This is a genomic window from Mesorhizobium sp. WSM4823 (assembly GCF_055811195.1).
Genome location: NZ_JBVVQL010000001.1, coordinates 869,100 through 894,255 on the forward strand (window position 1 = coordinate 869,100; position 25,156 = coordinate 894,255).

Consider the following 25,156-nt stretch of genomic DNA (forward strand, 5'->3'; position numbering starts at 1 on the left):
AATAAGACAGGCGCTCATGGCACATCTCTATGCCTATCCCGATATCGGCCGTTTCGGTCTTGGTCACAGCATGCTCGCCTGGGCGCGCTGTGAGATATGGTGCCGAAAGAACAACGCGCAGATGCTTGGGCCGCGTTGGTTCCGCCCTCGTATCGGTCCCTATTTGCGCCGCGAACGGGACAAGCGCGAGTATTTCAGGCTCTTTAACAATAAGGGCTATGTCGGCGAACCGTGGCGCACCGTACTCCTCGCAACTGCACGAAAGGTTTCGGCGGAGGCCGCCCCATCCATTACACATGACAACGGGAACACGGTCATTGTCTTCAAGAACACCGTGGCATCAAATTTCGAAAAACATTTCCATGAAGTCCGCGGTAACGGTCCGGTGCTGTACGACGCGTTTCGTCGGATCACCCGCAAAAAGTACCTGCCGGAAGACCCGGCCTCTCCGTTCCTCGCTATCCACGTACGTCTTGGTGACTTCTCTCGTTTCGATGTGAACCAGGTGGAGGCGAAGACGCACAACCAGCGGCTTCCGATCGAATGGTATTGCGACAGCCTTGTCGCCCTTCGCGAGGCACTGGGTACCAGCATGCCGGCCCGCGTCTTTTCCGACGGAGATGATGCTGACCTTGTTCCGCTGCTTGGTCTTCCGAACATACGCCGGGCCAACGACGCGGAATCGGTCACGCACATGCTGGAAATGGCCCAGGCAAGCGTGATCATCGGAGCTGGCTCGAACTTCAACCTGTGGGCTGCCTTTTTTGGACAGGTGCCGCGCATCACCTATCCAAACCAGGCGATCGTCGCAGTAAACGACGATCCGGCCCGTGAAACGAGCTTCCGTGGCGAGGGGCCACTTCCTGACGTGTTCATAAAGCAGGTCAGGACACAATTCACAAATCGAGAAAAGCAAGGCGAGCTGACCTAGGCTGGCTGGTGCAACTATGACGAGGTCCGGAATTCGCCCGGCTGGCAGGAAGAGGAGTGCGGTGATTCTCAACAGGTTTATCGGCTGGAACAGGAACGCAGCAGCATGGCTCGAACACCACTTTCCCCAAATTTTCGGTGCGCCGTCATATAAGGCGGAGCTAGAGCGTCGTATCGCTGAAGACGTTGCGCGCCTGAAGCCGTCAGCGATCCTCGAGGTCGGCGGCATTGATCGGCCGCTTCTGGAGCGCGGTGCGGATTTCACCTATATCGGTCTGGACATCGAGGAGAAGCCGGACTGCTATCGCATCTACGATCAGTTTGTCGTCCAGTCGATCGAGCGGCCCGTTGATGTCGAGGCGGACATGCTCATTTCGATCACATTGATGGAGCATGTGCCCGACAACAAGGCGGCGGCGCGCTCCATGTTCCTGGCGCTGCGGCCAGGTGGCGTGATGCACCACTATATTCCGTCGAAATGGCATCCCTATTCGGTGGCACTGCGGATCGTCGGACCGGTCATGCAAAGATGGCTGATTCCATACCTCAGGCCTGCGGCGGTCGGCGTTACCGGCTATCCTGCCTTCTTCGACCACTGCTCCCCTTCGGATATGACAAAGCTCTTTCGCGGTCAGGGATTCGAGCAGGTAGACGCCAAGTCGTTTTACCGCGCCAGCGACTATTTTGCTTTCTTCCTGCCGGCCTATCTTTCCGTCGCGCTGTTCGAAAACCTCTGCGCGGCCCTGAACTGGCGCATCTTCTGTTCCGGGTTCGTCATCAGCGCTACAAAACCCACGCAATAGCAAGAACGGAACCATGCGACTTTTTCAGAATTCTGGGATTGCCCCAAGCTATCGACCCCGACTTGCCGGTCTCGTCGCGGGGATCAGTGGGTTCGAGCAGCAGAAGGAGGTATTTCTGAATGACCGTTACGGCGCGGCGCATATTCTCTCGCCGGTACTCGGTCGACATCCGGAAACCTTTTTTACGAACGGTGACGACGAATCGGTGCAGCGGGCGTGGGCGCGCGAAAACGGGCTTGGCGAGGAAACGCCGCTGGCCGATATCCTCCTTGCCCAGATCGAGCATCACAAGACGGATATCTTCTACAATCTCGACCCGTTTCGTTACGACGCTGCTTTTGTCCGCCGCTTGCCTGGACACGTGAAACGAAAGATTGCCTGGCGCGCCGCACCGGGCAAGATTGACTTTTCCGGTTACGACCTCGTGCTTTGTAATTTTCCGTCCATGAGACAACTTTGGGAAGAGCAGGGCGCCAAGACGGCTCATTTCTTCCCCGCTCACGATCCGGAACTCGATAGCCTGGCTGCGAATCGGAACAGGGACATCGATGTCCTTTTCTTCGGCGGTTACAGTCGCCATCATCAGCGTCGGCGAGAGATATTGGAAGCGGTCGCACGTCTTGCCGGCCGCCACCGCGTTGTTTTCCATTTGGATCTGTCACGCTACACGCCGCTCGCCGAGACGCCGCTTGGTTGGTTCGGTCCTCTGAGGGCGGTTCGCCGCCCGCCTGCGATCCGCAAGGTCAGCGCGCCTCCCGTGTTCGGTCGCGCCATGTACGCGCAGCTTGCAAGAGCCAAGATCGTCGTCAATGCCTCGATCGATATGGCCGGCCCGGATCGTGGAAATATGCGTTGTTTCGAAACCATGGGCTCCGGAGCCCTACTGGTTTCAGACTCGGGCATCTACCCTTCACCGATGCGCGACGGGCAGACCATGGCCGTCTATGAGCAGCCGCAGGACGCATCGGAAACAATCGAACGGCAATTGAATGATGGAAGTTGGGACACGATCGGTTGGGCCGGGCATCGCGCAATTCGCGAAGAGTACAGCAAAAAACGTCAATTTGAGCGGTTTCTTGAACTGGTGTAGTGTGGTGAATGGCCGACACCGCGGGGGATTGTGCTTTATCGTTGCTCGAATAATCGGCAACCCCTATACCACACCCCGTGGGCATATCAGCCTTGGGGCGGATAATTGAAGCAGCTAGAAACGGGAAATATTAGCTATCAGAGATTAATGGCTCTGTTCTGGATAGCGGTCTATGTTCTCTTTTTCATGCACGCCTACATCACTTGGGGTTCTGTAACATTCTACTATTTCGGCCTGTGGTATAACTACGATATCGACAAGGCGCTGCTCGCTTATGGTATCATAGCCCTGTTCGGATGCCTTCTGCCGATATCGATCAATAAATACTCCGAGTTTGCGTGTTGGATAATCTATCTGATCATTTTTATTCCAGCAGTACTTTGTGTTTCACTTCAGGGGTACACTTCATTTAGCGATGTAAAATTGATGCTAGCGTTGGCAGCATCATTTATGGCTATGGTTTACATACCAAAGGTTCTTACATTCAGGCAATATTATGTCATGCGACGCTTTCAGGCCGAGTGGTTCCTGTTTTTCTTTATCGGCATATATTTTGCTGCGATCGCATACTATTTCTATGAGTTCAAAGGAATGCTGACATTCTCCAGTTTTGGAGATGATATTTACACACAGCGCGCAATATTTGCTGCGGCGGCACCGAGCGCTCTTGCCGCGTATCTAACCGGATGGCTGACCAACGCAATGAACCCCTATCTGCTTGCGGTAGGGCTTTTCGATCGCTCCCGGCGATGGGTGTTCCCCATAGCCATAGCGGGTCAAGTCCTTGTTTTCATGGCATTCGCCGGCAAGGCGATGCTGGTAATGCTGTTTGTGGTGGTCGGGTTCTACCTTTTTGCGTTCAAGGACGGTCGGATAGTGGTTTCGCGTCTCGCCTTCGGTGCGGCTATTCTGGCCTTGACCGTTTCCGCAATACTTATCGTCACCGACTACCAACCGACCGGACTGGCTTTTCAAGCGGTAGCTGTCATCTTCCTGCGGACGCTTGCCTTGCAGGGTGCGATGGTGGGCGTTTACGCGGACGTATTTTCCGACAGCCCTCTCACCTATTGGTCGCACGCCAACATCATCAACCTGTTCATCGAATATCCCTACAAGGCGCCTTTGGGTGTTGTCGTCGGCATGCGGGTTGCCGGAGGCGGCGGATTCAACGCGAATTCGAGCTTCTGGGCGAGTGACGGAGTGGCGGCTTTCGGCATGGCGGGCGTCGTTATCGTCGGGGTTGTTTTCGGCGTCCTGCTTAGCTTGGCGAACAAACTTGTCACGCCCGAACGCCTTCCGTTCGCCGCAACGATGTCGATCCCGTTCCTGATGGCGGTTGCGAATGTCCCGCTCCTCACCGGCCTCGTTACCGGCGGCGGGCTCTTTTTGGTCGTGATGATTGCGTACGGCATGCCGAACCCCAAAATACGCAGAGTGCGGCCGTCCAGTCGATCGATTGGATCATTTTCCCCGCGACCAGCTGCTCAACTGAAAGGGCGTATCGCCAAGTAGCAGCTTGTTGCCGAATTTGCGTTGATAGTCGGCGAGCTAACGCAGGCCTTTTGGGTGCCGCGCCAGGATCGAGCTGTCACCGGCTCTCAACCCACTCCCCGTCCTGCCATCGCCACTCGCGGTGCCCGTTCCCTCCAGGAACAAGGTTCTGGATGCGAGCTCCGGGAAAGCCGGGAAATGTCGGCTTGGCCGTCCCTGCCGAAGCGGAGACGGCCCGCGTGGTGGAGTTCTCCGAATGGACATTTGTCAGAGATCCGACAAAATCCCGTGTGTCCATCGTGGTACCTACCCTTTGACCGGCGATCGTCAGACCGTCGACCACCATAGCGCCGGCGCCAAAACAGCGGAAGGCGCTGTGCCCTACGGTTCCGCCATCCGTCAGCACCAGTCGCATGCCCTGGATCGTCATCCGCCCCCCGAACTGGTAGGCTTGGAACGGCGTCCCGCGTGCGGTGCACGTGACATTGCTGAAGTTCCAGTTTCCAGCCGGCGTGGGCGAGGCTGAAATCTCTACTGCGGTAAGGTATCGTGTGGCGAAATCGCAGTCCGAAACGCGGACATCGTTGACATAGAGAACCTCGTTGTTATGCGAATACAACGCCCGAGCCCTCTCACCGGCTTTGACTCGCGCTCCAGTAATTGTCGCACCGCCGACGTTGGCGGCCGATCCCTGCAACCAGATGCCTGCCTTGGACGCGCCGGTGCATTCGACGCCCTCGGCGCGGACATTGGCGCCGGTGCCCCGGATGCCGAGGTAAAGATCGGTGACATTGTCGCTGAACGCCCCACCGGAAATCAAGACGTCTCGGACGCTGTTGATTGATATCCCGGCCTTGGGCAGTGTCGCGTCGGCGGTGCTAGTCTGCCCGCGCACCGTTGCGTTGGTGATAACCAAGCCGGACCCGTTGACCGCATAGATGCCATTGTCGCGTGGTGCGATCAGGACGGGATCCGTGATCCGTATGTTGTGGTTGTTGGCGCCATAGACCATCAGGGCGTAGCAGCCGGTGTCGTTTTGGCCGCCCCTCAGCCCCGCATTATGGACCACGGCGCCGCGGATCTCGCTGTCGCGGACATTGCTGTAGAAAATGACGCCTTGCTTGATGTGCGTCGCTTCGGCGTAGAAGCCGGTCACGATGGCGTCGCGGACGATCGCCCGGTCGGCGTCGGCCGGCTTCGATGACTTACTGTTGATGGCAATGACGGCGGCGTTTACGCTGAGCTTGGCGGGGTCCAGCGAGTTGCCCGGACGCGAGATGCCCCGCAGCCCATTGACGCGTATGTGCTGGATCTCGAGTCTCGAAAGACTTTCATTGTATACGAAGATCCACCATGGCGCCTTGAAGTTCTGGAGTTCGACGGTATCCAACATAAAGGTGTCGATGCCTCTCGTCGCAGTTGCGCTCAGGGCGAACTTCATGAATGCGCCGTTGTTGTAACCCGTCGACAAACCATTGCCGATGACCGTCAGATCGGCGAGGGCGATCTTGGAGACGTCGACAGCACTGAAGACATAGAATATCTGGTCCGATCCGGTTATGTTGATGACCGACCCGTTGCCGTCGATGGTGCAGTTGGCCGGGATCGAAATTCCATAGTGCCCCAAGGCCTTCAGGTCGGTCGAGGACCAATTGTAGACCCCGCGGCGGAACATCAGCGTTCCGCCTCCCATGGACCCGATCCGGGCCAGGGCGCGGACGCAAGCGGCGACATCCGTCCCATCGTCGCCCAGAACGACAAGGCCGCCAGGCGTCCTCGTATTCCTGGGGCGCCCGACGACGGGCGAAGCGGTCGATCCGGCAGCAAAGGTTGTCGCCGCCCCAAGTGCCAAGGTTCCTGCCAGCAGACGGCGGCGCGACAGGGGGAACTTTTCATTGGGAACCCTACGGCGCCAACGCCTCTCTTCAATCGTGCTTCGTTCGTCACCTGTAGTCGTCAAGAGAGTCTCCCATGGCGATCGCGTCGACCGCTCCATCCGACAGGACGACCAGACCGGCGCGCTCCCGGGTGGGCGAACCTTTCCCGGATGTACATCGGCATCGAGAACAGAGATTGCGGCGAGGTGCCGCCATTGCTCGGTATCCGGTTTCGCCAGCGAGTTTTGCGCGGTCGAAATTCACGCGGTTCGAATTCTCGTGATCTGAACTTGACGAGTCCGGAAACGGTAGCGTAGCTGAACGCTCAGAACAACCTCCTGACTGAAGCGCGATCGACGCATTGCTGCAAGGGTGACAGAGGCTGGAGCCGTGCTTCTCACCGACGCTGAAAATTATCCTGGAACGATAGACGGGCGAAGCATGCGGGCCTATGACCGAAGCGCTATCCCACTCGTCAAGCTAAGCCTTGGCGGCGGCCGTCGTGGGCGCATCCGATAAATCTGACGAGAGAGCGCGATCGTTGTGACCAGGAACGCACCGCCTCACGCAGTTGTTGCCGGAGACCACGGGGATGATCCAACATATGGTTTCTCTCGATGACTGATGCGGCCATGACTTGGGAAGACGCCGTCCGCTGGTGCATGAGCGAGCCTTCGATGAAGGAGCTCGCCCGCGCTGCCTATTTCGACGATCCGGCCGTGGCCGCACAACGCTATCACCAAAGCGCGGAGTTCGACGCTGTCCGCAGCATGATCCCGCGCAAGATGGGCCGTGCTCTCGATCTCGGCGCCGGTAACGGCATCCTCTCCTATGCCTTGGCGCGCGAGGGGTGGTCTGTGACCGCTGTCGAGCCCGATCCGAGCGCACTCGTCGGTGCCGCCGCGATCCGGGCACTTGCCGAAAGCACCGGCACCCCCATCGAAGTGGTGGAAGCGTTCGGTGAGGCGATCCCGCTATCGGCGGCAGGCTATGATTTGGTCGTCGCACGGCAGGTGCTTCATCATGCCCATGATCTTCCGGCTTTCTGCCGCGAAATGGCGCGTCTCTCTCGCGATGGAGCGACGATCCTGTCGTTGCGCGACCATGTGGTCTCCGGGCCGCAGCAACTCGAGCCTTTTCTGCGCGCTCACCCGCTTCATCATCTCTACGGTGGAGAGAACGCTTTTACGCTGGCAGCCTACCGCGCTGCGATCCAGGGGGCCGGGCTGACGATCGACCGCGAACTGATCTCGTTCCAGTCCGTCGTGAATTATGACCCAATGACGCCGTCTGAGATTCGCGAGAGGCTCGCCAAAATCTTTGGTCCGTTTTCCCCGATTGTTCGCTTGGCTCTCTCGCCTGTGCCATTTGGTGCCGTCGCCAGTGTCGCCGCATCACTTGACCGCCGGCCCGGGCGCCTGGTCTCTTTCCTTTGCCACAAGAACGGACCTTTGCCACAAACACGGGAAGGACTGACTTCTTGATGCAATCAACCGAGCCTAAGCCTGTCTGGGTGACTGGAGCCGGCGGGTTCATCGGCCTGCACCTCGCTCGTTTCCTCGCTCGAAACGGATGTCATGTCATCGGCTTCGGTCGAAAAGAGGCACCCGGTTTTGCTTTGGCGACCGGCGGCGCGTTTTTTCCCGGAGGAATAGCCGCGGAAACGATGGAGGCGGCTCTGGCGGCGCACGGCCGCCCTTCGGCCGTGTATCATCTGGCCGGTGGCGCAACGGTTGGCCAGTCGATTGCCGATCCCTTGAAGGACTTTGAACAAAGCGTTGTCTCTGCCGCCCGTATCCTCGATTTCCTGCGCCGCCACGCACCCGATGCACCTGTCGTTCTTGCGTCTTCCGCTGCGGTCTATGGCGGCGGGCATGTCCGTTCGATCAGGGTCGACGCCCCGCTCGACCCCTATTCCCCCTATGGCTATCACAAACGCATGGTTGAGGAGCTTGGCCGGTCACATTGCGCCGCGTACGGCCAGCCAATCTCGGTGGCCCGCCTTTTTTCGGTCTACGGCGAAGGGTTGCGCAAGCAACTGTTATGGGATCTCTGCGGCAGGCTCGCGGCGGGCGAAACCGACATTGTGCTTGGCGGCATGGGGACGGAAATGCGGGATTGGCACCATGTCTCGGACGTTGTGCGGTTGATCCATCGCATTTTGCCTGCCGGCGAACCGCGCTTTGCCATCTATAACGGCGGTGCGGGCGCTGCTGCATCCGTCAGCACGATTTCCAGCATGGTTCTGAAGGCCTGGGGAGGCAACCATCGCCTCTCGTTTTCTGGGCAGTCCCGGCGCGGCGATCCCGTTAATCTGATCTCGGATCCGTCCGGCGTTCCGGACGGGCTTCAGTTACAGGTGCCGCTCAGCAGGGGCATTGCCGGCTATGTCGATTGGTATCGCGCTGAAATTCTCGCCGAGCGGGTCGGCCGTCTGCGCCGCGCCGCCCCTTGATTACCGTCGGCTTCACCCTCATCGGCCGCGGATCCTGGTCAGGCGGCGAGTCCTATCTGCGCAACATGTTGAGCGTCATCGCCTCCGAGTTGCGTGGTAAGGTGCAGGCGAAACTGTTTCTCACACCTGAGCAGCATTCAAGCATTGGCGCGTCCTTCGATCACATGTTGGCTACGCCCGCTATCGTCGATGGGCGGGTGATAGGCGCCGGGCTCGGCAAGCGAGGGCTGATCGCCCTTGCTGGCGGAACTGATCGTGCTTTCGCAGACCTTGTCGCTGCGCAAAGTATTGATGTAGTCTTCGAAGTCGCTCAGTGGTTCGGGAGCCGGTTTCCTGTGCCGGTCGTTTCCTGGATTCCGGATTTCCAGCACCGTCGCCTGCCGCACCTTTTTCCGCGTAGTGCCTGGTGGCGCAGGGATCTCGGCTATCGCCTGCAGACATCAGGCAACCGCATCATAATGCTCTCCAGCGGGGACGCGCTCGCGGACTGCGAAACATTCTATCCGGCCTCGCGCAACAAGACTGCCGTCGTGCGCTTCGCTATCGATCTCGATCCAGGCGCCATCCTGGCGCGTGCCGACGAGGCACGCCAGGCGCATGGGCTGCCCGAGCGTTTTTTCTTTCTCCCCAATCAGTTCTGGGTCCACAAGAACCACAGGCTGGTCATAGAGGCATTGAGGCACATAAATCAGATCGGAGCGCTGGCTTCCTTGCCGCCGGTAATCCTCTCCGGTCGCACCACGGATCCGCGCGATCCGACATTTTTCAAGCGTCTGATGGACCTTGCTGAAACTGATGGACTTGGAAGCCATTTTCGACACCTCGGATTGATTCCCTACGAGGATGTCGTCGCCCTGATCGGTGCCGCGGACTATCTCCTGAACCCTTCCCACTTCGAGGGGTGGTCAACCACGGTCGAGGAGGCGAAGTCGCTGGGCACGCCGATGTTGCTCTCCGACATTCCGCTGCATCGCGAGCAGGCGCCGGAATCACTCTTCTTTGCACCCGATAGTGCGGAAGCGCTGGCGCAGCGTCTCCTTGAAGCCGGGCAGCGCCCCCGCCTTGCCCGCGACAGTGTCGCCGTGCTGCAAAGTCGCCAACAGATACGCCGCCGAGACTACGCGGCAGCGCTCCTTGCTTTGTTTGAAAATGTCAGAGGTGTCACCCAATGACCGAGCGGATCGTCAGTTTTGTCATGAGCGGCGGCGTTGGCTCCCGGCTGTGGCCGCTGTCGCGTGAGGACAATCCCAAGCAGTTCCATGATTTTTCGGGCGATGGCTCGATGCTGGCCAAGACGCTGCGCCGGATTACGGCGCGGCCGGATGGCGAAACGCCGGTTTTCCTGATCGCTTCGGAACGGCACGCCGACCGCGTCCACGCCGATCTCGCCGGCCTCGACCTTTCCGGCGGCGGCCCTTTATTCGAGCCGACCGGCCGCAACACCGCTGCCGCCGTTGCCTTGGCGACCCTGCGCACCCTGACCGAATATGGCGACAGCCTGGTGCTGGTGGTGCCGTCCGATCATGAGATCGCGACCGCGCAGCAGTTTTGGCAGAGCGTGGAAAGGGGTACTGCGGCGGCGCGTGCTGGCCGGTTGGTGGTGTTCGGCATCAAGCCTAGCCAGCCAGAGATCGGCTACGGCTATATTGAGGTCGCCGGCGAGAAGGATGGCATCTGCGATGTCTCGCGTTTCGTTGAAAAACCGGACCTCGCGACCGCGCAGAATTACCTGGCGGCGGGCAATTTCTACTGGAACACCGGCATCTTCCTGTTTCGCGCCGGCGCCATGCGCGACGCCTTCATGGCTTTCGAGCCCGAGATATGGAACGCCGTTGAAATTGCCTACCAGGCCGCGACATCGGATCTTTCCGGCCTCTATATGCCTCTCGAGCTTTACGCCGCCATTCCCTCGACGTCGATCGACTATGCGATCATGGAGCGCGCCAGCGGGATCGCCATGGTGCCGGCCGGGTTCCGCTGGAACGATCTCGGTTCCTGGCAGTCGCTGCTCGATGTCGGTCCCTCCGACAGTGACGGCAATGTCATCGTCGGCGATGTCGTCGCCATTGACTGCGAGAACTCCTATATCCGCAGCGACAGCCGCTTGCTCTCGGCCATCGGTCTGAAGGACGTTGCCATCGTCTCGACCGCCGACGCTACTTTCGTTGCCCCGGTCAGCCGCAGCCAGAATGTCAAGAAGATCGTCGAGCAGCTCGAAAAGAGCGGCCGTCTGGAGACCAGGTTTACGCCTGCCGACGATCGCGTGATCGAAAGCGGCGCCTGGCGGCGTCGCGTTCACCACTGGCTGTTTGAAGAGACGGTGCCGCTGTGGTCCACGGTCGGCGTCGATGAGCGCCATGGCGGTTTCCACGAGGCGCTCGGCTTTGACGCCACACCGCTGATGAAGCCCAAGCGCATGCGCACCATGGCCAGGCAAGTCTACGCTTTCGCTGTTGCCAAAGCGCGCGGCTGGGACGGGCCTGCCGACCGGTTGATCAGCCACGGTATCGGATTCATGAACAGGAACGGCCGCACCGACAAGGGCGGCTGGGTGCGCACGCTCAATGTCGATGGCACAGTCGCCGATGCCGCCGAGGATGCCTATGATCATTCCTGCGTGCTCCTGGCGCTGGCGCATGCTCACATGGTCGGCAATGCTGATGCATTGCGGCTTGGCCAGGAAACGTTTTCGTTTCTCGACGCGCATCTCGAGGATCACCGCATGACCGGTTTTCTCGAAACGACGAGCGGCGAGGGCGAACGCCGCTCCAATCCGCATATGCACCTGCTCGAAGCCTTCCTGGCTTGGCATCAGGCAACCGGCGAGCTTGCCTATCTTCGCCGCGCCGCGCGCATCGTCGATCTGTTTCGCAGCCATTTCTTCGATCGGGAAAGCTGGACGCTGGGCGAATATTTCGACGCCGAGTGGAGGCCGACGGAGGGCGAGAAAGGCGCATGGACGGAACCCGGCCACCATTTCGAATGGGCCTCGCTGCTGGTCGACTTTGCAGGACGGACAGGCCAGAGCGAACTGACCGGATTCGCCAGAAAGCTCTATGCCTCGGCCATCGCCAACGGCCTCAATCGCGCCACCGGCCTCGCCTATGGCGCCGTCTCGCGGCAAGGCCTGCCGCTCGACCTTGTCTCGCGCAGTTGGCCGCAGGCAGAAGCAATCAAGGCGGCGATTGCGCTGGACGGTTCAGGCGGCCCCGATCTCAAGCCCGAGATCGAAGCGCGTGTCGGTCGTCTGTTCCGTTGGCACATCAATCCGGCGCCGCTCGGCCTGTGGATAGACCGGATCGACGAGCGTGGCCGCTCGCTGGCGACCGATGTGCCTGCAAGCATCTTCTACCATCTGGTCTGTGCGCTGACGCAATATCTCGACAGCACCACAAGCGAATCTGGATAAAATGATCGACTGAGTAGAAAGTCTATTCGACTGAAATGGATTCGGTGTTTTTGACCCGCGGCCAGTCATCGAGCCGATTGGGCGATGGCGCGGTCGTTGCCGCCAGAAGTGATGGAGACGCAAGCTTGGCCGCGAGGGAGCGAGAAATTGTCTTTCAAGCAAATAAGCGTGCTGGCACTCATTGCCGTGGTGTTTGCGATTGGCTTCTTTGCCATCATCGTGAAGAAGGGGACGCCTGTTCGTCCGCAAACCCCAAAGCCACAGGCGGCGCTTGAGCCGTTCGATGGCAAGCTTTCCATCCAGGCAATCGATGATCTTCGCGTTGCCGGCCGCAAGATTGTGTTGTGCGGCGTGGCGTTTACCAAGCCGCGATCCATGCTTGCCATGGTAACGGAGGTGGCGCGCCGAGACTATCAAGGACTCGCTTTGACCTGCAAGCCGATCGGCAAGGGGACGCCTTGCGACGGCAATGTCGCCTCCAAGTTTGGTGACGCTATCGTCGTGCAATGCCTCACGTCCGATGGCACGGATCTGGCCGCGAAACTTGCCGAGACGGGCATCCTGTGCGGACAGCCTGTGCAAGCGGGTTCGACCTACAAATCTTGCCTGTCCGGCTCGTAACGCATGACATCGCCAACGGCGCTCACGTCGTCGTTCCACGACTTACGACTGTCATAAATCGTAAAGGCAGGGCGTGCGACAAGGACGTCGAACACAGTCGACCATAACGCCAAATCGGGTGTGTCCAATGAAACACAGCGGAAACCAAAAACTCATTTCGCATATGCGAAACAAGTTGGAATTAAAGCAAAAAGCTGTTACGCGCTGTCCGGTATCTTGGTGCTTGGACGGGGCTGAGATACGGCGGGACAAAAAGGATCGAAACGAATGAACCTTATAGTTAAAAGTGCATTGACCGGATTTATCGCCTCGATCGGTTTAAGCCCAGTTTCGTCCTTCGCTCAGGATACGTCGTGCACCTGCACGACCGCCTATCAGGGGGCGGCGAATTCGATTGGTTCCATCGGCCGCGCCAATGGCGATGTAATGGTTTCGCAGGCTGCTGGTTACGGCCCTGCAAAGGCGGGGAATGTTCTGGATTTCGGTAGCCGGATAGTGGTCGGTGCTAAAGGATCGGCTTCCGTCAATGTTGGTGGCTGCAACCTGGATGTGCCGGCGAATTCCAGCCTCGACATTTCTCGTGTCGAGAACAATATCTGCCTGAAAGTTGTGGGCTCCGAACAGACGGCTGCCGCCGTTAGCTCTGAACACACCGGCCAGATCGCCCCGGGCGGCGTCCAGTCGAATACTCCGCTATTCCTTTTTGGTGGTATGGCTATTGCTGGCGGTGTTCTGGCCGCAACGCAGGATGACAACAACGGCGTTAGCCGTTAGCCGTTAGGCAATATGGCAAAAACGTAGCAGAGGCATGTGACTGCCTCTGCTGTTATTGTATCGCTGGTGCCCTCATGCTTTGGTGCGCCGGCTGGAGCCGGGGTATTGATGAAACTCATCAAACATACCGCTCTATTGGCTGAGTTGGATCTGGGGGCGGTTCGTCTTGGGCGAACTCGCCTCGACCGACTGGGTGGTGACAGGTGGCGCCCCAATGCTGATCTCTAGCTTGCGCGATGACGACAACGCTGTCAGCGAATAGCTTGGATCTGGCGTCTATCGCATTGTATGAACTTGATGAATGCGTCATTCGCTATCGTGCGGGTGGCGCATTTGCCTGTTATCTGGAAGAAGTCGTCAAGTTGCTTCAGTGCGGCCATAAGCGCCAATGATCGACCTGCATTCCCACATCTTGCCCGGTCTTGATGACGGTTCGCCCAGTCTTGCTGAATCGCTGGAAATGGCGCGGCTGGCGGTGGCCGATGGAACGACCCATATGGCGTGTACGCCGCATGTCGTTCGAGGCATGTACGAAAACGGAACGGCAAATATTGCCCGAGCAGTTCAAGAGTTGGAGCGTGCGCTGCGCCGTGCCGCAATACCGCTCGCTCTTTATGTCGGTGCCGATGTTCACGTGGCACCCGACCTTCCGGAACGATTGGCGCTCGGAGATGTACCGACCTTAAACAGGTCCCGCTATTTTCTATTCGAGCCGCCGCATCAAGTTTTACCGCCAAGGCTGGAAGATCTTGCTCTACGTCTCGTAAGCGCCGGGCTCATTCCGATTCTTACCCATCCTGAGCGGCTGACATGGATCAAGGCAAATTACGACGTTATCGAGAGGTTGAATGCAGCGGGCTGCCTTATTCAGCTTACGGCAGACTCGATTGTTGGTGCTTTTGGCCGCACGGCGCTTTACTATTCGGAAAAGCTGATTGACGAAGGCAGGGTAGATATTATCGCATCGGACGCCCATGGTGCCACCCGCCGGCGCCCTGGGCTTTCGCAGGCAGTCGCCATTGCCGCGAAGCGATGTGGGGAAGATGAGGCCCGCAATATGGTGTTAAAACGTCCAGGCGAAGTATTGGCCAACCGGCATATCGAGCCGGTCGGAAAGGCGCATACGAGAAAACCGGCAGGTCCCGGCAATGTCGGTCGCTTTGCGGGATTGGGTCGCTTGCTGAAGGGTGGGACGGCGTGATGGGCGGGTTTCATTTCGCAAGAGGTTGTATGGGAACGATATGTGTCGTGCTCACTTCGCTCGCGATGTCTGCCTGTACGAGCACCTCGTCAACGACATCGTCTTCGCCGACGTCGGTCGATGCGCTGCAATTGACCTCAACGTCTGCGCCGCTTTCGGGCGGCGGCGCATTGCAGGTGGTGAAGGAGTTGCCTGCGCCGCATACCCAGAACGGCAACGAGCAGCCTTTGTCCGCGAACGATGTGCTTGAGGTGAATGTGTTCCAGGTCGACAATCTGAACAGAACCGTTCAAGTCGACGCCGGCGGACAAATTTCGCTTCCGCTTATCGGGACTGTCGTTGCGGCAGGAAAGACTGTCCGTCAGTTAGAGCAGGAAATCGAGACGGCCTACGGCGCCAACTATCTGCAGTCGCCCGACGTGTCGGTCTATGTCAAGGAATCGGTCGGACAGCGCATTACCGTCGATGGAGAAGTCACTAGGGCCGGTATTTTTCCGGTGTCGAGCAATTCTTCCCTCATCGACGCGATCGCCCTTGCTGGCGGGTTCAATGCCATTGGCGATGCGGGAAAAGTGTTCGTCTATCGCAATGTCGGTCAAAATACTTTGGTCGCGAATTACAACGTGGAGCAGATTCGTGCCGGCAAGAGCCGCAATCCACGCATCTATGGTGGCGACAAGATCGTCGTCTTCGCCTCGAAATCGAAAATTGCTATGAACAACCTCAAGGACGCCCTCGGCGTCGCCTCGAGTGCAGCCAGAATAGCGGTGGTCCCGGGACTATAATCATTGCCCGTCAGAATTCAGGATACAGCCAAACCTAGGATTGCTTCGCACCATGCTCGATCGTAACAGACAGCATCAAATTGCCGGACCAGGGCATGGCCAAGCCTTGTCCGCGGACCTGTATTATGACGGTGCGCAAAACTATGGCTCGTATGGTCGCGATTACTCGGAGCAGGACGAGGGTTTCAATCCACTCAAGCTGCTTTTTTACGTTATCCAGTATCGATGGCTGATCGTCATGATGGCGGCTGGCGGGCTTGTTGCTGGCGTCATTGTTACCATGATGCAGACGCCAAAATATCGGGCAACAACGCAATTGGAAGTGCTGGTTCCTTCAGCCAAGGTCTTCCAGGACATTGAAGTGGTCTCTGAAACCAGCGACATGCGGGCCTTTCAAACGGCCCGAGAAAAGCTGAAAAGCCGAGCTTTGGCGCAGCGCGTGGTGTTCCAACTAGGGCTCAGCGAAAAGCCGGATTTCCTGTTTCCGACGCCGAATTTCTCGCCCAGCAATATTTTCTATCGTGCGTTCGGAATTTCCAAATCGCCCTCCATAGAAGAGAAGACCCCAGAGGAGCGTGAGAAAATTGCAATCGGGCGCATTCTGGATGACCTCACGGTCACTTTGGTCACCAATACAAGCCTGCTGTCGATTACGTTTGCCGACCAGAACCCGAAATATGCAAGTGATATAGCCAATCAGGTCGCGCAGAGTTTTATCGATCAGCGTCTCGATCAGACCAGCGAAACCTCGGACCTGGCACGGCAATTCATCCAGGAACAGGTTCTGCAGGTAAAGCAAAAGCTTCAAAAGTCCGAGGAGGAGCTCGTCGCTTATGCAAAGGATGCAGGCATCACCGTAACCGGTGACGAAAAATCGCTGATCGGGTCGAATATCGAGACTCTGAACACCGCGCTCGCGACAGCAATCCAGGAGCGTCTCGATGCCGGACGGATGGTGGACCAGATAGACAAAGGTCGCGGGTCGAGCCTCAGCCCGGTCTTGGAGAGCGAAGGCCTGCAGAAGATCACCGACAAGCTGGCGGATTTGACCAGCCAGTATCAGCAGAAATTGGGCATATTGAAGCCGGGCTTTCCAGAGATGCAGCAGCTTCGGGCTCAGATCAACGAATTGCAACGACTTTATAACAATGGCGTTTTGACTATAACAGACTCGCTTCGACAGAAATACCAAGAGGCTCAGAACAAGGAGGCCGACCTCAAGTCAAAGCTTTCTGAGATGGAGCAGCAGCAGGTTATCTTCAACGATAAAAATATCAAATACACAATCTTGAAACGAGAAGTTGATTCGAATCGATCCCAATATGACAATCTTATCGCTAAGTTGAATGAAGTTGGCGTGAGCTCAGAGCTTAAGACGCAGAGCGCCGCGATCGTCGATTTTGCGACGCTGCCCAATCAACCTTATTCTCCACGCCTAAGCATAAACCTCGCCATTGCTCTGGCCTTTTTCATGGCTCTGAGCGCATCCATTATCTATATCATCGAGTTGTTGAACAACACCTTCACCAATCCTGAGCAGGTCGAAAAGGAATTGGGGCTGGCGATGCTCGGCATCCTGCCGCATGTCGATGACCGGGAACTGATAGCCAGCATCGCTGATCAGAAATCAGGACTGTCGGAAGCTTACCGTTCGCTTCGAACATCGTTGCAGTTCTCCGGCGCCGAAGGCGCGCCGAGATCGCTGCTGGTCACGAGTTCGGAGCCGTCGGAGGGCAAGTCGACCACCTCGTTCAAGCTCGGACAGGATTTTGCAGCGCTTGGTGCAAGAGTTCTCATTGTCGATGGCGATCTTCGAAAGCCGAATCTCCATCGGCTGTTTGGTCTCGACAACACAATCGGGCTAAGCAATCTCCTGACGAACACCGTCCGCAAGGAGGATCTGGCAAGCATTTTCAGGGCAACGAAATATCCTAATGTGACAGTCCTGACCTCTGGAACGATCCCGCCGAACCCTGCTGACCTGCTCTCTTCGCCGAAGATGGCGTTGATCATCACCAATCTCGGCAAGCGCTTCGATCTTGTCATAATCGATGCCCCGCCGATCGTCGGCCTTTCAGATGCGCCTATCCTTAGCCGGCTTGCCGAGGGCACATTGATGGTCATCTCTACCAATCAGGTGACACGCAAGTCGGCGAAGACAGCGTTGAAGCGCCTGCGAGCTGCCGGCGCGAACGTGGTCGGGGCCGCGATGTCGAAGTTTGCAGTGAACAAGTTCGATTACAACTACGCCTACAAATATATGAACTACCAGTATTACGACTACGGTACGAGTACCCCGAAAATTGAGGGCAAAGTCGATGACGGAGCAGACCAGCCCGCTTATGCAAAATCTCCGGCGTTCAGGCGTTTGGTTCGCCGCATCCGTTCTGGTGTTGGTGGCTTCATCGATCGGGCTAAGTCGATTTCTTGAAACCGAAACGCCAACCGCTTCCCTCGCGCTGGACCCGTTGAACGTCAATGCCTTGATAGGCGAACTTACCAACGAGCTGAACGATACAAGCAATGCTCCCGATCTCGACGCATTGCTTGCCAAGGCCGAACGCGCGCTTCGCTTTGATCTTGCGGATGCGCGTCTCTATAGCCTAATCGGCGAGATCAAATATCGGCAAGGCGAAAAAGACCAAGCCTATGAGCTTTTTGATCAGGCTCGAACACTGTCCAAAACCGAAATCCACGCGCTTCAGAGGTCCATTGGACGCTCTATTGAAACAGGCGATCTGCCGAAAGCTGTCGGCGGGATCGATATTTTGCTGCGGCGATGGCCAGATCAATTTCCGGCGATCGCCGAGGGTCTGCCGACAATCCTCTCGGACCCTGCTGGTTACCAGGCTGTGCTCGCAGCCATCAGGGCCGCGGCGCCTTGGAGAGCCAGTCTGCTCGTCGCCCTCAGCAACACGCCCGAAGGGGTCGATTCCGCGAATCGGCTACTGCTCGATTTGATCGGTTCAAGCGCGCCGCCGAAATCGGGCGAGTTGTCCACTGTGATCAACGGCTATATTCGTCAGAAGAAATATGAACAAGCGTATCGATTATTTCTTTTCAGCCTGTCCGATGAAGAACGGAAGTTGGGCGGCTACGTTTTCAACGGCACGTTCCAGCCGGTGTCCAGCAAAAAGCCCTTCGATTGGCAAATCCGTGATCAGTCGGGCATGGAAGTTACGTTTGCAAAGTCCCAGGATGCAGTCGAAGGCGAGGGCGGGGCGACGGTCCGCTTTCTGAATACGCCGGTCAAGAACTCTGCTCTCCAGCAATATATTGAGCTCCCTCCTGGCGCTTACAAGATTTCTTTAATTGCGTCCGCAAGAAACCTGAAGCTTCCAAAGGAGCTATTCTGGTCGCTCAGGTGTCCAGCCGGTGAAATTGCGCGGTTCAACATTCCGGAAGGCACGTTCAATCGTCAGAATCTGAACCAAGATTTTTCAATTGGTTCGGACACATGTCCTATGCAATTGTTGAGGCTGGAGACTGCCGCCATCGCTGAGAGCTGGCGATTTCGATATGTCGGTACGTTGGTAATGCACAAATTGATCATCGAGAGACTTCCATCTTGAGCGACCGGCCATCGGAATGGGATAAATATCTCCTCGGGTCGGTGTTGGTCATATCTCTGGTGGTCGGCGGAGGGACTGCAAGCGGCCTCTATACGGATACGCTGATTGAGATCGCCGCGATTGTCTCGGCGGCGGCTGTCTTTTCACAAAACTCCGGCCAGAGAATTCCGCATTCTGTTCTTTGGCTGCTTGTCTTCGCTGTGGCGTTGGTGATTTTGCAAATTGTCCCGCTGCCGGCGGCGCTGTTTAACGGATTGCGACCGGAACTGTTGCTGGCAGATTCCGGGCTGGTTGGGGAAACGCGATTTCGTTTTGTCAGCGTCGGGGTTGGACGGACGATCGAGTGTCTGTTGTATTTGATCGCATCCGCGGCGTTTTTCTTGGCGGTGCTGCGTTTGCGTACCGAGCAGGTCCGGGGGCTTCTGCCGTTCTTTTTTATGGGTGTCATATGCAACGGCTTGGCGGGAGCGATTCAATATTCGCTCTCTGACAATATCGCCATAGAGGGATTGTTGCCTTTTACGATCAACGCCGGGCTCTTTGCCAACCGGAATCATTTTGCGGCTTTGCTTTTTGTTTCTATTCCCTTCGTTGTCTACCACGGCCTGTTCCGCGGATATCTTTTGTCGGGATCGCTCGGACTGGTCACGCTCTTGCTGCTTCTTTTGGCCGCTGGTTCGCGCGCCGGTGTCCTGATTGGGTTGGCGATAACAGTACTGTCCATTGTCTTTCTTTCAGCGCGCTCCAAGGTTAGCAGATGGGGCATACTGCTTACTTTCATAGGACTTTCAGCCTATACGATAGGCGCATGGACGAAGATCGATGCTGACGCGATTGATCCAGCCTTCGGGCGAGGAGAGTTTGCTCGCACCACCATTGAGGGCATCAAGGAGAACTGGGCAACCGGCATTGGGTTTGGAAATTTTCAAAAGGCCTATCAGATATACGAAAAGGAAGAGATGATTTTTAGTCAATACGTAAATCATGCCCACAATGATTATCTTGAAATAGCTTTCGAGGGCGGGATTCCTGCTGTTTTGTTGATGGTGATTTATTTTATGATGATTTTTACAGCGTTTGTTAAAATTACGCGCGATCCTCTTCAAAAGGCGGCGTCTCTTTCAGTAGCTTTTCTTCTGATCCATTCACTGGTTGATTATCCGCTGCGGACCGAAGCGCTTGCAATGACGTTTGCCTTTATGAACGCCATTATCTTCCACAAAGGATTTGCAGACCGTTTGGCCAAGAAGAACGAATTGATCGAGATCGACCACAACGGCGATAAGCTGTTTGTTCCCATCGGGAGTTCGTCCTAGCTCTGGCCAAGATTGACAAGCCGCCGCACGAAACATAAGCACGAGAAAATTGCGCCGGCTGGGAGCGACGACATTTTTAGGAGAGCTTGTTGAAGGGCATTATCCTGGCTGGGGGCAGCGGAACCCGGCTCTATCCTCTGACACTGGCGGTCTCCAAGCAGATCCTGCCAATATATGACAAGCCGATGATCTATTATCCGCTGAGCGTCCTGATGCTGGCGGGAATTCGCGAGATTCTGGTCATCTCAACCCCGCGCGACCTGCCGGTTTTTCAGGATTTGCTCGGCGACGGCTCGGAATTCGGGCTCGACCTGTCTTATGCGGTGCAACCGCATCCCAACGGTCTCGCGGAGGCTTTCATCATCGGCCGCGACTTCATTGGCAATGACAGCGTGTCGATGATCCTGGGTGATAACATCTATTTCGGCGAAGGGCTGTCGCAGCTCTGTCGCACGGCAGCTTCGCGCAAAAGCGGTGCATCGGTGTTCGCCTACCATGTCGAGGACCCGCAGCGCTATGGCGTGGTATCCTTCGACAAGGTCAGTGGCACCGCTTTGACGATCGAGGAGAAGCCGCAAGTGCCGAAGTCGAATTGGGCCATCACCGGTCTCTATTTCTACGACAATGATGTCGTGAACATCGCCCCGACAATCCAACCCTCGGAGCGAGGCGAGCTCGAGATCACTGCGGTCAACAACGTCTATCTCGAACGCGGGCAGTTGCAGGTTCATCAGCTGGGCCGCGGCTACGCTTGGCTCGACACCGGCACCCACGATAGCCTGCATGAAGCCTCGTCCTTCGTGCGCACGATCGAGCATCGTCAAGGCATCAAGGTTGCCTGTCCGGAGGAAATAGCATTCGAGCAGGGCTGGCTGACGGCGGACAAGGTTCTGCAGCGCGCCACCCGCTTGGGAAAAAATGAATATGCCGCCTATTTGCGCAAGCGCGTCATCGAGTTGACGGAGAATTAGGTGTTGGAGATCAGGCCGCTCGGCCTCGACGGCGTGCTGGAAATCGTCCCGAAGCGATTCGGCGATGCGCGCGGCTTTTTTATAGAAACCTACAACGCCGAGCGGTTTTCAGACGCCGGTATCGACTTGCGTTTCGTGCAGGACAACCATTCGTATTCCGCTGCCGCGGGTGTGTTGAGGGGGCTTCACTATCAACTTTCCCCACGCGCGCAGGACAAGCTGCTGCGCGTGGTCCGAGGTAGGATTTTTGACGTGGCGGTTGATATTCGCCGCGGCTCGAAAACATTCGGAAACTACGTCGCCCTTGAGATCTCCGCCGAAAAGGGCAATCAAATTTTGGTACCGAAGGGCTTTGCACACGGTTTCGTCACGCTCGTGCCCGACACTGAGGTGCTGTATAAGGTCACCGACACTTATTCGCCAGAGCATGACCGATCGATCCGTTTCGACGATCCCGACATTGGCATCGAATGGCCATCTACGGCTGGCGGGTTCCAGCTTTCGGACAAAGACCTCAAGGCGACAACGCTCGCCGCCGCAGAAGTGTTTGCGTGAGGGGTATTATCATAAGGGGAGCAGCATGAATTTTCTGGTGACTGGAGGTGCCGGCTTCATTGGCTCGGCGGTGTGCCGGCACTTGTGCAGCAATCCGGCCTATCGGGTGACCAACCTCGACAAGCTCACCTATGCGGGGAACCTTGCCTCGTTGCGCCCCATCGAGAATGCCCACAATTACAGATTTGAGCACGCCGATATCTGTGACGATAGGGCGATTCTGGAGGTGTTGCATCGCGACGAAATCGACATTGTCATGCATCTTGCCGCCGAAAGCCACGTCGACCGGTCGATCGACGGGCCGGGGGCATTCATCGAGACCAACATAGTCGGAACCTACCGAATGCTCAATTCGGCGCTCGAATATTGGCGCAGACTTCCCGACGAGAAAAAAGGCCGGTTTCGTTTTCATCATGTTTCGACCGACGAGGTGTTCGGCGATCTGCCCTTCGACAGCGGTGTCTTCACCGAACAGACGCCCTATGCGCCGTCTTCGCCCTATTCGGCGTCGAAGGCGGCATCCGACCATTTGGTGCGCGCATGGCACGACACTTACGGACTGCCGGTCGTCCTGTCGAACTGTTCGAACAATTACGGTCCCTTCCATTTTCCCGAGAAGCTGATCCCGCTTGTCATTTTGAACGCGCTCGACGAAAAACCATTGCCGGTCTACGGCGCCGGCGCCAATGTGCGTGACTGGCTTTTCGTCGAGGATCATGCACGCGCGTTGGCCATGGTCGCGACCCAGGGCGCGGTCGGCGAGAGCTACAATGTCGGCGGCGGCTCGGAACGCACCAATCTGGCTGTGGTCGAGGCGATCTGCGACATCCTCGACAATAGGCGGCCACGTCCCGCCGGCCGGCGCTATCGCGATCTGATAACCTTCGTCGCCGACCGCCCGGGCCATGACCGGCGCTATGCAATCGACGCTTCGAAGATCGAGCGCGATCTCGGCTGGACACCGCGCGAGTCATTCGACAGCGGCATCGCAAGGACGGTCGACTGGTATCTTCAAAACGAGTGGTGGTGGGGTCCGATCCGTCGCGAGCGCTACGCCGGCGAGCGCCTGGGCGAAGCACGCAAGGGCGCCGCGTGAGGCTTGTCGTCACCGGACGCGAGGGCCAGGTCGTCAGCAGCCTCGTGGAGCGCGCGCAGACGGACCCAAACCTCGATGTCGTCGCGCTCGGCAGGCCTGATTTCGACCTGACGAGGCCGGAGTCGATCGCAACGGCGCTCACTGCGGCTCGGCCCGATCTGGTCGTTTCCGCCGCCGCTTACACCGCCGTCGATCAGGCCGAGGACGAGCCGGATGTTGCCTTCGCCGTCAACGGCACTGGCGCGGGTCATGTCGCCGCGGCCGCAGCACAGATCGGTGCACCGGTGATCCATCTGTCGACCGACTATGTCTTCGATGGGAGCGGCGAGGGGGCTTATGCGGAAGAGGACGAACCCGCTCCGCACAGCGTCTACGGTGCCTCGAAACTCGCTGGCGAGCGTGCGGTCGCCATGGCCAATCAGCGCCACCTCATCCTGCGTACCGCATGGGTCTACAGCCCGTTTGGCAAGAATTTCGTCAAGACCATGCTGAGGCTGGCGGCGGATCGCGACGAGATCGCGGTGGTGGCCGACCAGTGGGGAAATCCCACCTCTGCGCTTGATATCGCCGACGCGATCCTGCAGGTCGCGGCGGCACTGCATGGCGACAAGAACTTTGACGCTTTCGGTGTCTATCATTTGGCAGGAACCGGCGAGACCAGCTGGAGCGGCTTTGCCCGCCATGTCCTAAGCACGAGCCGAGCGCTTGGTGGCCCCTATGCTGTGGTGAAGGACCTAGCCAGCAGTGCTTATCCGACCAAGGCACGGCGCCCGGCCAACTCACGTCTGTCGACGGCAAAATTTGCGTCCGTATTTGGGTGGGCAGCGCCCGATTGGCAGCAATCCACAAAGCTGGTCGTGCGCCGCATTTTGGAAGGCGGCAACGGCCTTACATCCACTCCAATTTTTGCCGCTTAGACCGGCTTGGCCGGTTTGCGCATCGCCGAATAGGTGAGCAGCGTCGAGGCGAGATAGAGCAACAGGAAGACGACGTTGAGCGACAGCACCAGATTGGGCGTGTCTAGGATGGTCGTCAGCGCATAGGTCAGCAGGACCGCTTTCAGCCCGGCAAGCAGGGCGAGGTTGATCGCCCGCACCAGCGTCTGGCCGCGCGCGAACAGAAGCTCGGCCTGGTATTCAACCAGATTGCGCAGGCCCGGCACGCAGATTGCCAGCGCTACCAGAGGGGCGGCCTCGGCAACATTCTTGCCTAGTGCGTTAGGGAAGAAATGCAGCACGATGCCGAGCGCTGCCATCGCCAGCGTCGAGACCAGGAACACGCCGCCTTCGATACCGCTCTTGACCGAAAGGCGCGACAGCAGCTCCGGCGCGCGCATCATGCGCTGCACCAGCATCATCGAGAAGGTGCGGATCGGGATCGCAGTCAGGTCGACCAGCCGCATGATGATCGCATAAATGCCGGCGAGGTGCGGCCCGCCGATCGCCAGCACCAGCAGTTTGTCGAATTCCATCTGCAGGTAGAACAGCACCTCCGCGCCGGCCACGTAGATGGAATCGGCGAGCCGCCTGAGATAGAGTTCCAGCCGCAGCCGCAGCCTCTGGCGCGGATAGAAAAATCCAAAGGCGATGAGCAGCGAGGCGGCGTTGGCGCCGATATAATACCACGACCAGACCCCTACGGTCGGCTGCGCCGCGAACATGAACAGCACGGCGCCGAGCGCCCGCAAGGCCGTCGCCAGGATCGTCAGCAGGGCGGCGCGGCCGAATTTGCCGAGACCGTTGTTGACGATCAGTGCGACCTCGACCGGCCGCCACAACAGCGCCTCGGCAAAGACGACCGCCGCAAAGACCGATAGTGGCACGGTGCTGGCAAAGAAGGCCAGGTAGACGCCGTAGGAGGCGGCAACCAGCAACGGCAGCGATATCACGCCGAGCAGCAGGAAACCGGCAGTGAAGGTGCCGATCAGATTGGGGCGGATGGTGGCGGTTCGGTAAAGCGCCGAGATGAAGCCGAGGGCCAGGATGCGCGACAGCATCACGCCGGCTGCCGAGGCGGTGGCGAACATGCCGAACTCAGCGATGGACAGCGTATTGGCCAGCGCGATGAAATAAGCGAGTGAAAACACCAGCCGCCCGCCCGCGCCGCTGATCGCTGAGAGATAGTCGCGAACCAGGCCCCGTCGTTCGGCCACGAAAGCGCCGATCCGGGCGAGGGGCCGTCTTTGCGGGATGTTGCCAGCCTGGGTCATG

At 58.0% G+C, this 25,156-nt stretch carries 21 protein-coding genes; 19 read left to right on the forward strand and 2 right to left on the reverse strand.

All coding sequences use genetic code 11. The features are described from left to right. Nucleotides 1-16: 16 nt before the first annotated feature. From AC0L26_RS04185 to AC0L26_RS04200, 4 genes are all read left to right on the forward strand, one after another. Nucleotides 17-931, forward strand: a complete 915-nt coding sequence (locus AC0L26_RS04185; protein ID WP_473631381.1) for a hypothetical protein — start codon at nt 17-19, stop codon at nt 929-931. Nucleotides 932-992: 61 nt separating this feature from the next. Continuing rightward, complete coding sequence (locus tag AC0L26_RS04190) at nt 993-1,733, forward strand: methyltransferase domain-containing protein (protein ID WP_352937079.1); 741 nt, start codon at nt 993-995, stop codon at nt 1,731-1,733. Between the two features lie 13 nt (nt 1,734-1,746). Further along, nucleotides 1,747-2,823, forward strand: a complete 1,077-nt coding sequence (locus AC0L26_RS04195; protein WP_473631382.1) for a glycosyltransferase family protein — start codon at nt 1,747-1,749, stop codon at nt 2,821-2,823. A 105-nt stretch (nt 2,824-2,928) separates the two neighbouring features. Continuing rightward, the gene (locus AC0L26_RS04200) at nt 2,929-4,335 is read left to right on the forward strand and encodes a hypothetical protein (RefSeq protein WP_473631383.1); all 1,407 of its coding nucleotides are present in this window, start codon (nt 2,929-2,931) and stop codon (nt 4,333-4,335) included. Between the two features lie 76 nt (nt 4,336-4,411). Here AC0L26_RS04200 and AC0L26_RS04205 read toward each other — a convergent pair whose 3' ends face one another. After that, on the reverse strand, nt 4,412-6,007 hold the full coding sequence (locus AC0L26_RS04205; protein ID WP_473631384.1) for a right-handed parallel beta-helix repeat-containing protein: 1,596 nt from the start codon (nt 6,005-6,007) through the stop codon (nt 4,412-4,414). A gap of 861 nt (nt 6,008-6,868) precedes the next feature. On the opposite strand from AC0L26_RS04205, the gene AC0L26_RS04210 reads away from it, so the two are divergent. The 15 genes from AC0L26_RS04210 (at nt 6,869) to rfbD (ending at nt 23,863) form a co-directional block, all read left to right on the forward strand. Next, nucleotides 6,869-7,675, forward strand: coding sequence for a class I SAM-dependent methyltransferase (locus tag AC0L26_RS04210; protein ID WP_473631385.1), 807 nt, complete (start codon nt 6,869-6,871; stop codon nt 7,673-7,675). Next, nucleotides 7,675-8,646 (forward strand): NAD-dependent epimerase/dehydratase family protein, encoded by a 972-nt coding sequence (locus AC0L26_RS04215; RefSeq protein WP_473631537.1) that lies wholly within the window; start codon nt 7,675-7,677, stop codon nt 8,644-8,646. The genes AC0L26_RS04210 and AC0L26_RS04215 overlap by 1 nt, the downstream gene beginning before the upstream one ends. Continuing rightward, nucleotides 8,643-9,818 (forward strand): glycosyltransferase family 4 protein, encoded by a 1,176-nt coding sequence (locus AC0L26_RS04220; RefSeq protein WP_473631386.1) that lies wholly within the window; start codon nt 8,643-8,645, stop codon nt 9,816-9,818. Before AC0L26_RS04215 ends, AC0L26_RS04220 begins: the two co-directional genes overlap by 4 nt. After that, a complete protein-coding gene (locus AC0L26_RS04225; protein WP_473631387.1) occupies nt 9,815-12,055 on the forward strand; it encodes an AGE family epimerase/isomerase in 2,241 nt (746 codons plus the stop codon). The genes AC0L26_RS04220 and AC0L26_RS04225 overlap by 4 nt, the downstream gene beginning before the upstream one ends. Before the next feature lie 84 nt (nt 12,056-12,139). Next, nucleotides 12,140-12,676: a hypothetical protein gene (locus AC0L26_RS04230; protein WP_473631388.1), complete on the forward strand. Its 537-nt coding sequence runs from the start codon at nt 12,140-12,142 to the stop codon at nt 12,674-12,676. Between the two features lie 267 nt (nt 12,677-12,943). Continuing rightward, nucleotides 12,944-13,450 (forward strand): hypothetical protein, encoded by a 507-nt coding sequence (locus AC0L26_RS04235; RefSeq protein ID WP_352937090.1) that lies wholly within the window; start codon nt 12,944-12,946, stop codon nt 13,448-13,450. Nucleotides 13,451-13,838: 388 nt separating this feature from the next. Next, nucleotides 13,839-14,651 carry a tyrosine-protein phosphatase gene (locus AC0L26_RS04240; protein WP_473631389.1) on the forward strand — a complete coding sequence of 271 codons (813 nt, stop codon included), beginning with the start codon at nt 13,839-13,841 and terminating at the stop codon, nt 14,649-14,651. A gap of 47 nt (nt 14,652-14,698) precedes the next feature. Further along, nucleotides 14,699-15,436: a polysaccharide biosynthesis/export family protein gene (locus tag AC0L26_RS04245; protein ID WP_352937092.1), complete on the forward strand. Its 738-nt coding sequence runs from the start codon at nt 14,699-14,701 to the stop codon at nt 15,434-15,436. Between the two features lie 52 nt (nt 15,437-15,488). Further along, complete coding sequence (locus AC0L26_RS04250; RefSeq protein ID WP_473631390.1) at nt 15,489-17,867, forward strand: GumC family protein; 2,379 nt, start codon at nt 15,489-15,491, stop codon at nt 17,865-17,867. Further along, entirely contained in the window at nt 17,755-19,008 is a 1,254-nt protein-coding gene (locus AC0L26_RS04255) for a tetratricopeptide repeat protein (RefSeq protein ID WP_473631391.1), read from the forward strand. Before AC0L26_RS04250 ends, AC0L26_RS04255 begins: the two co-directional genes overlap by 113 nt. After that, nucleotides 19,005-20,324: an O-antigen ligase family protein gene (locus AC0L26_RS04260; RefSeq protein ID WP_473631392.1), complete on the forward strand. Its 1,320-nt coding sequence runs from the start codon at nt 19,005-19,007 to the stop codon at nt 20,322-20,324. The genes AC0L26_RS04255 and AC0L26_RS04260 overlap by 4 nt, the downstream gene beginning before the upstream one ends. 89 nt (nt 20,325-20,413) lie before the next feature. Then, the gene (rfbA, locus tag AC0L26_RS04265) at nt 20,414-21,295 is read left to right on the forward strand and encodes a glucose-1-phosphate thymidylyltransferase RfbA (RefSeq protein ID WP_473631394.1); all 882 of its coding nucleotides are present in this window, start codon (nt 20,414-20,416) and stop codon (nt 21,293-21,295) included. Further along, on the forward strand, nt 21,296-21,850 hold the full coding sequence (rfbC, locus tag AC0L26_RS04270) for a dTDP-4-dehydrorhamnose 3,5-epimerase (RefSeq protein ID WP_473631395.1): 555 nt from the start codon (nt 21,296-21,298) through the stop codon (nt 21,848-21,850). A gap of 25 nt (nt 21,851-21,875) precedes the next feature. Further along, entirely contained in the window at nt 21,876-22,946 is a 1,071-nt protein-coding gene (rfbB, locus tag AC0L26_RS04275; RefSeq protein WP_473631396.1) for a dTDP-glucose 4,6-dehydratase, read from the forward strand. Further along, a complete protein-coding gene (gene rfbD / locus AC0L26_RS04280) occupies nt 22,943-23,863 on the forward strand; it encodes a dTDP-4-dehydrorhamnose reductase (RefSeq protein WP_473631397.1) in 921 nt (306 codons plus the stop codon). Before rfbB ends, rfbD begins: the two co-directional genes overlap by 4 nt. Here the strand turns inward: rfbD and AC0L26_RS04285 are convergent. Further along, on the reverse strand, nt 23,860-25,155 hold the full coding sequence (locus tag AC0L26_RS04285) for a lipopolysaccharide biosynthesis protein (RefSeq protein WP_473631398.1): 1,296 nt from the start codon (nt 25,153-25,155) through the stop codon (nt 23,860-23,862). The genes rfbD and AC0L26_RS04285 overlap by 4 nt on opposite strands. Nucleotide 25,156: the final 1 nt, after the last annotated feature.

Bases quoted from the DNA above. Each gene is read 5' to 3' on its own strand.
- AC0L26_RS04195 (WP_473631382.1), top strand. From the start codon at position 1,747: ATGCGACTTTTTCAGAATTCTGGGATTGCCCCAAGCTATCGACCCCGA.
- AC0L26_RS04185 (WP_473631381.1), top strand. From the start codon at position 17: ATGGCACATCTCTATGCCTATCCCGATATCGGCCGTTTCGGTCTTGGT.
- rfbB (WP_473631396.1), top strand. From the start codon at position 21,876: ATGAATTTTCTGGTGACTGGAGGTGCCGGCTTCATTGGCTCGGCGGTG.
- AC0L26_RS04250 (WP_473631390.1), top strand. From the start codon at position 15,489: ATGCTCGATCGTAACAGACAGCATCAAATTGCCGGACCAGGGCATGGC.
- AC0L26_RS04210 (WP_473631385.1), top strand. From the start codon at position 6,869: ATGAAGGAGCTCGCCCGCGCTGCCTATTTCGACGATCCGGCCGTGGCC.
- AC0L26_RS04230 (WP_473631388.1), top strand. From the start codon at position 12,140: ATGGCGCGGTCGTTGCCGCCAGAAGTGATGGAGACGCAAGCTTGGCCG.
- AC0L26_RS04285 (WP_473631398.1), bottom strand. From the start codon at position 25,155: ATGACCCAGGCTGGCAACATCCCGCAAAGACGGCCCCTCGCCCGGATC.
- AC0L26_RS04240 (WP_473631389.1), top strand. From the start codon at position 13,839: ATGATCGACCTGCATTCCCACATCTTGCCCGGTCTTGATGACGGTTCG.
- AC0L26_RS04235 (WP_352937090.1), top strand. From the start codon at position 12,944: ATGAACCTTATAGTTAAAAGTGCATTGACCGGATTTATCGCCTCGATC.
- AC0L26_RS04225 (WP_473631387.1), top strand. From the start codon at position 9,815: ATGACCGAGCGGATCGTCAGTTTTGTCATGAGCGGCGGCGTTGGCTCC.
- AC0L26_RS04255 (WP_473631391.1), top strand. From the start codon at position 17,755: ATGACGGAGCAGACCAGCCCGCTTATGCAAAATCTCCGGCGTTCAGGC.
- AC0L26_RS04205 (WP_473631384.1), bottom strand. From the start codon at position 6,007: ATGGGAGGCGGAACGCTGATGTTCCGCCGCGGGGTCTACAATTGGTCC.
- AC0L26_RS04215 (WP_473631537.1), top strand. From the start codon at position 7,675: ATGCAATCAACCGAGCCTAAGCCTGTCTGGGTGACTGGAGCCGGCGGG.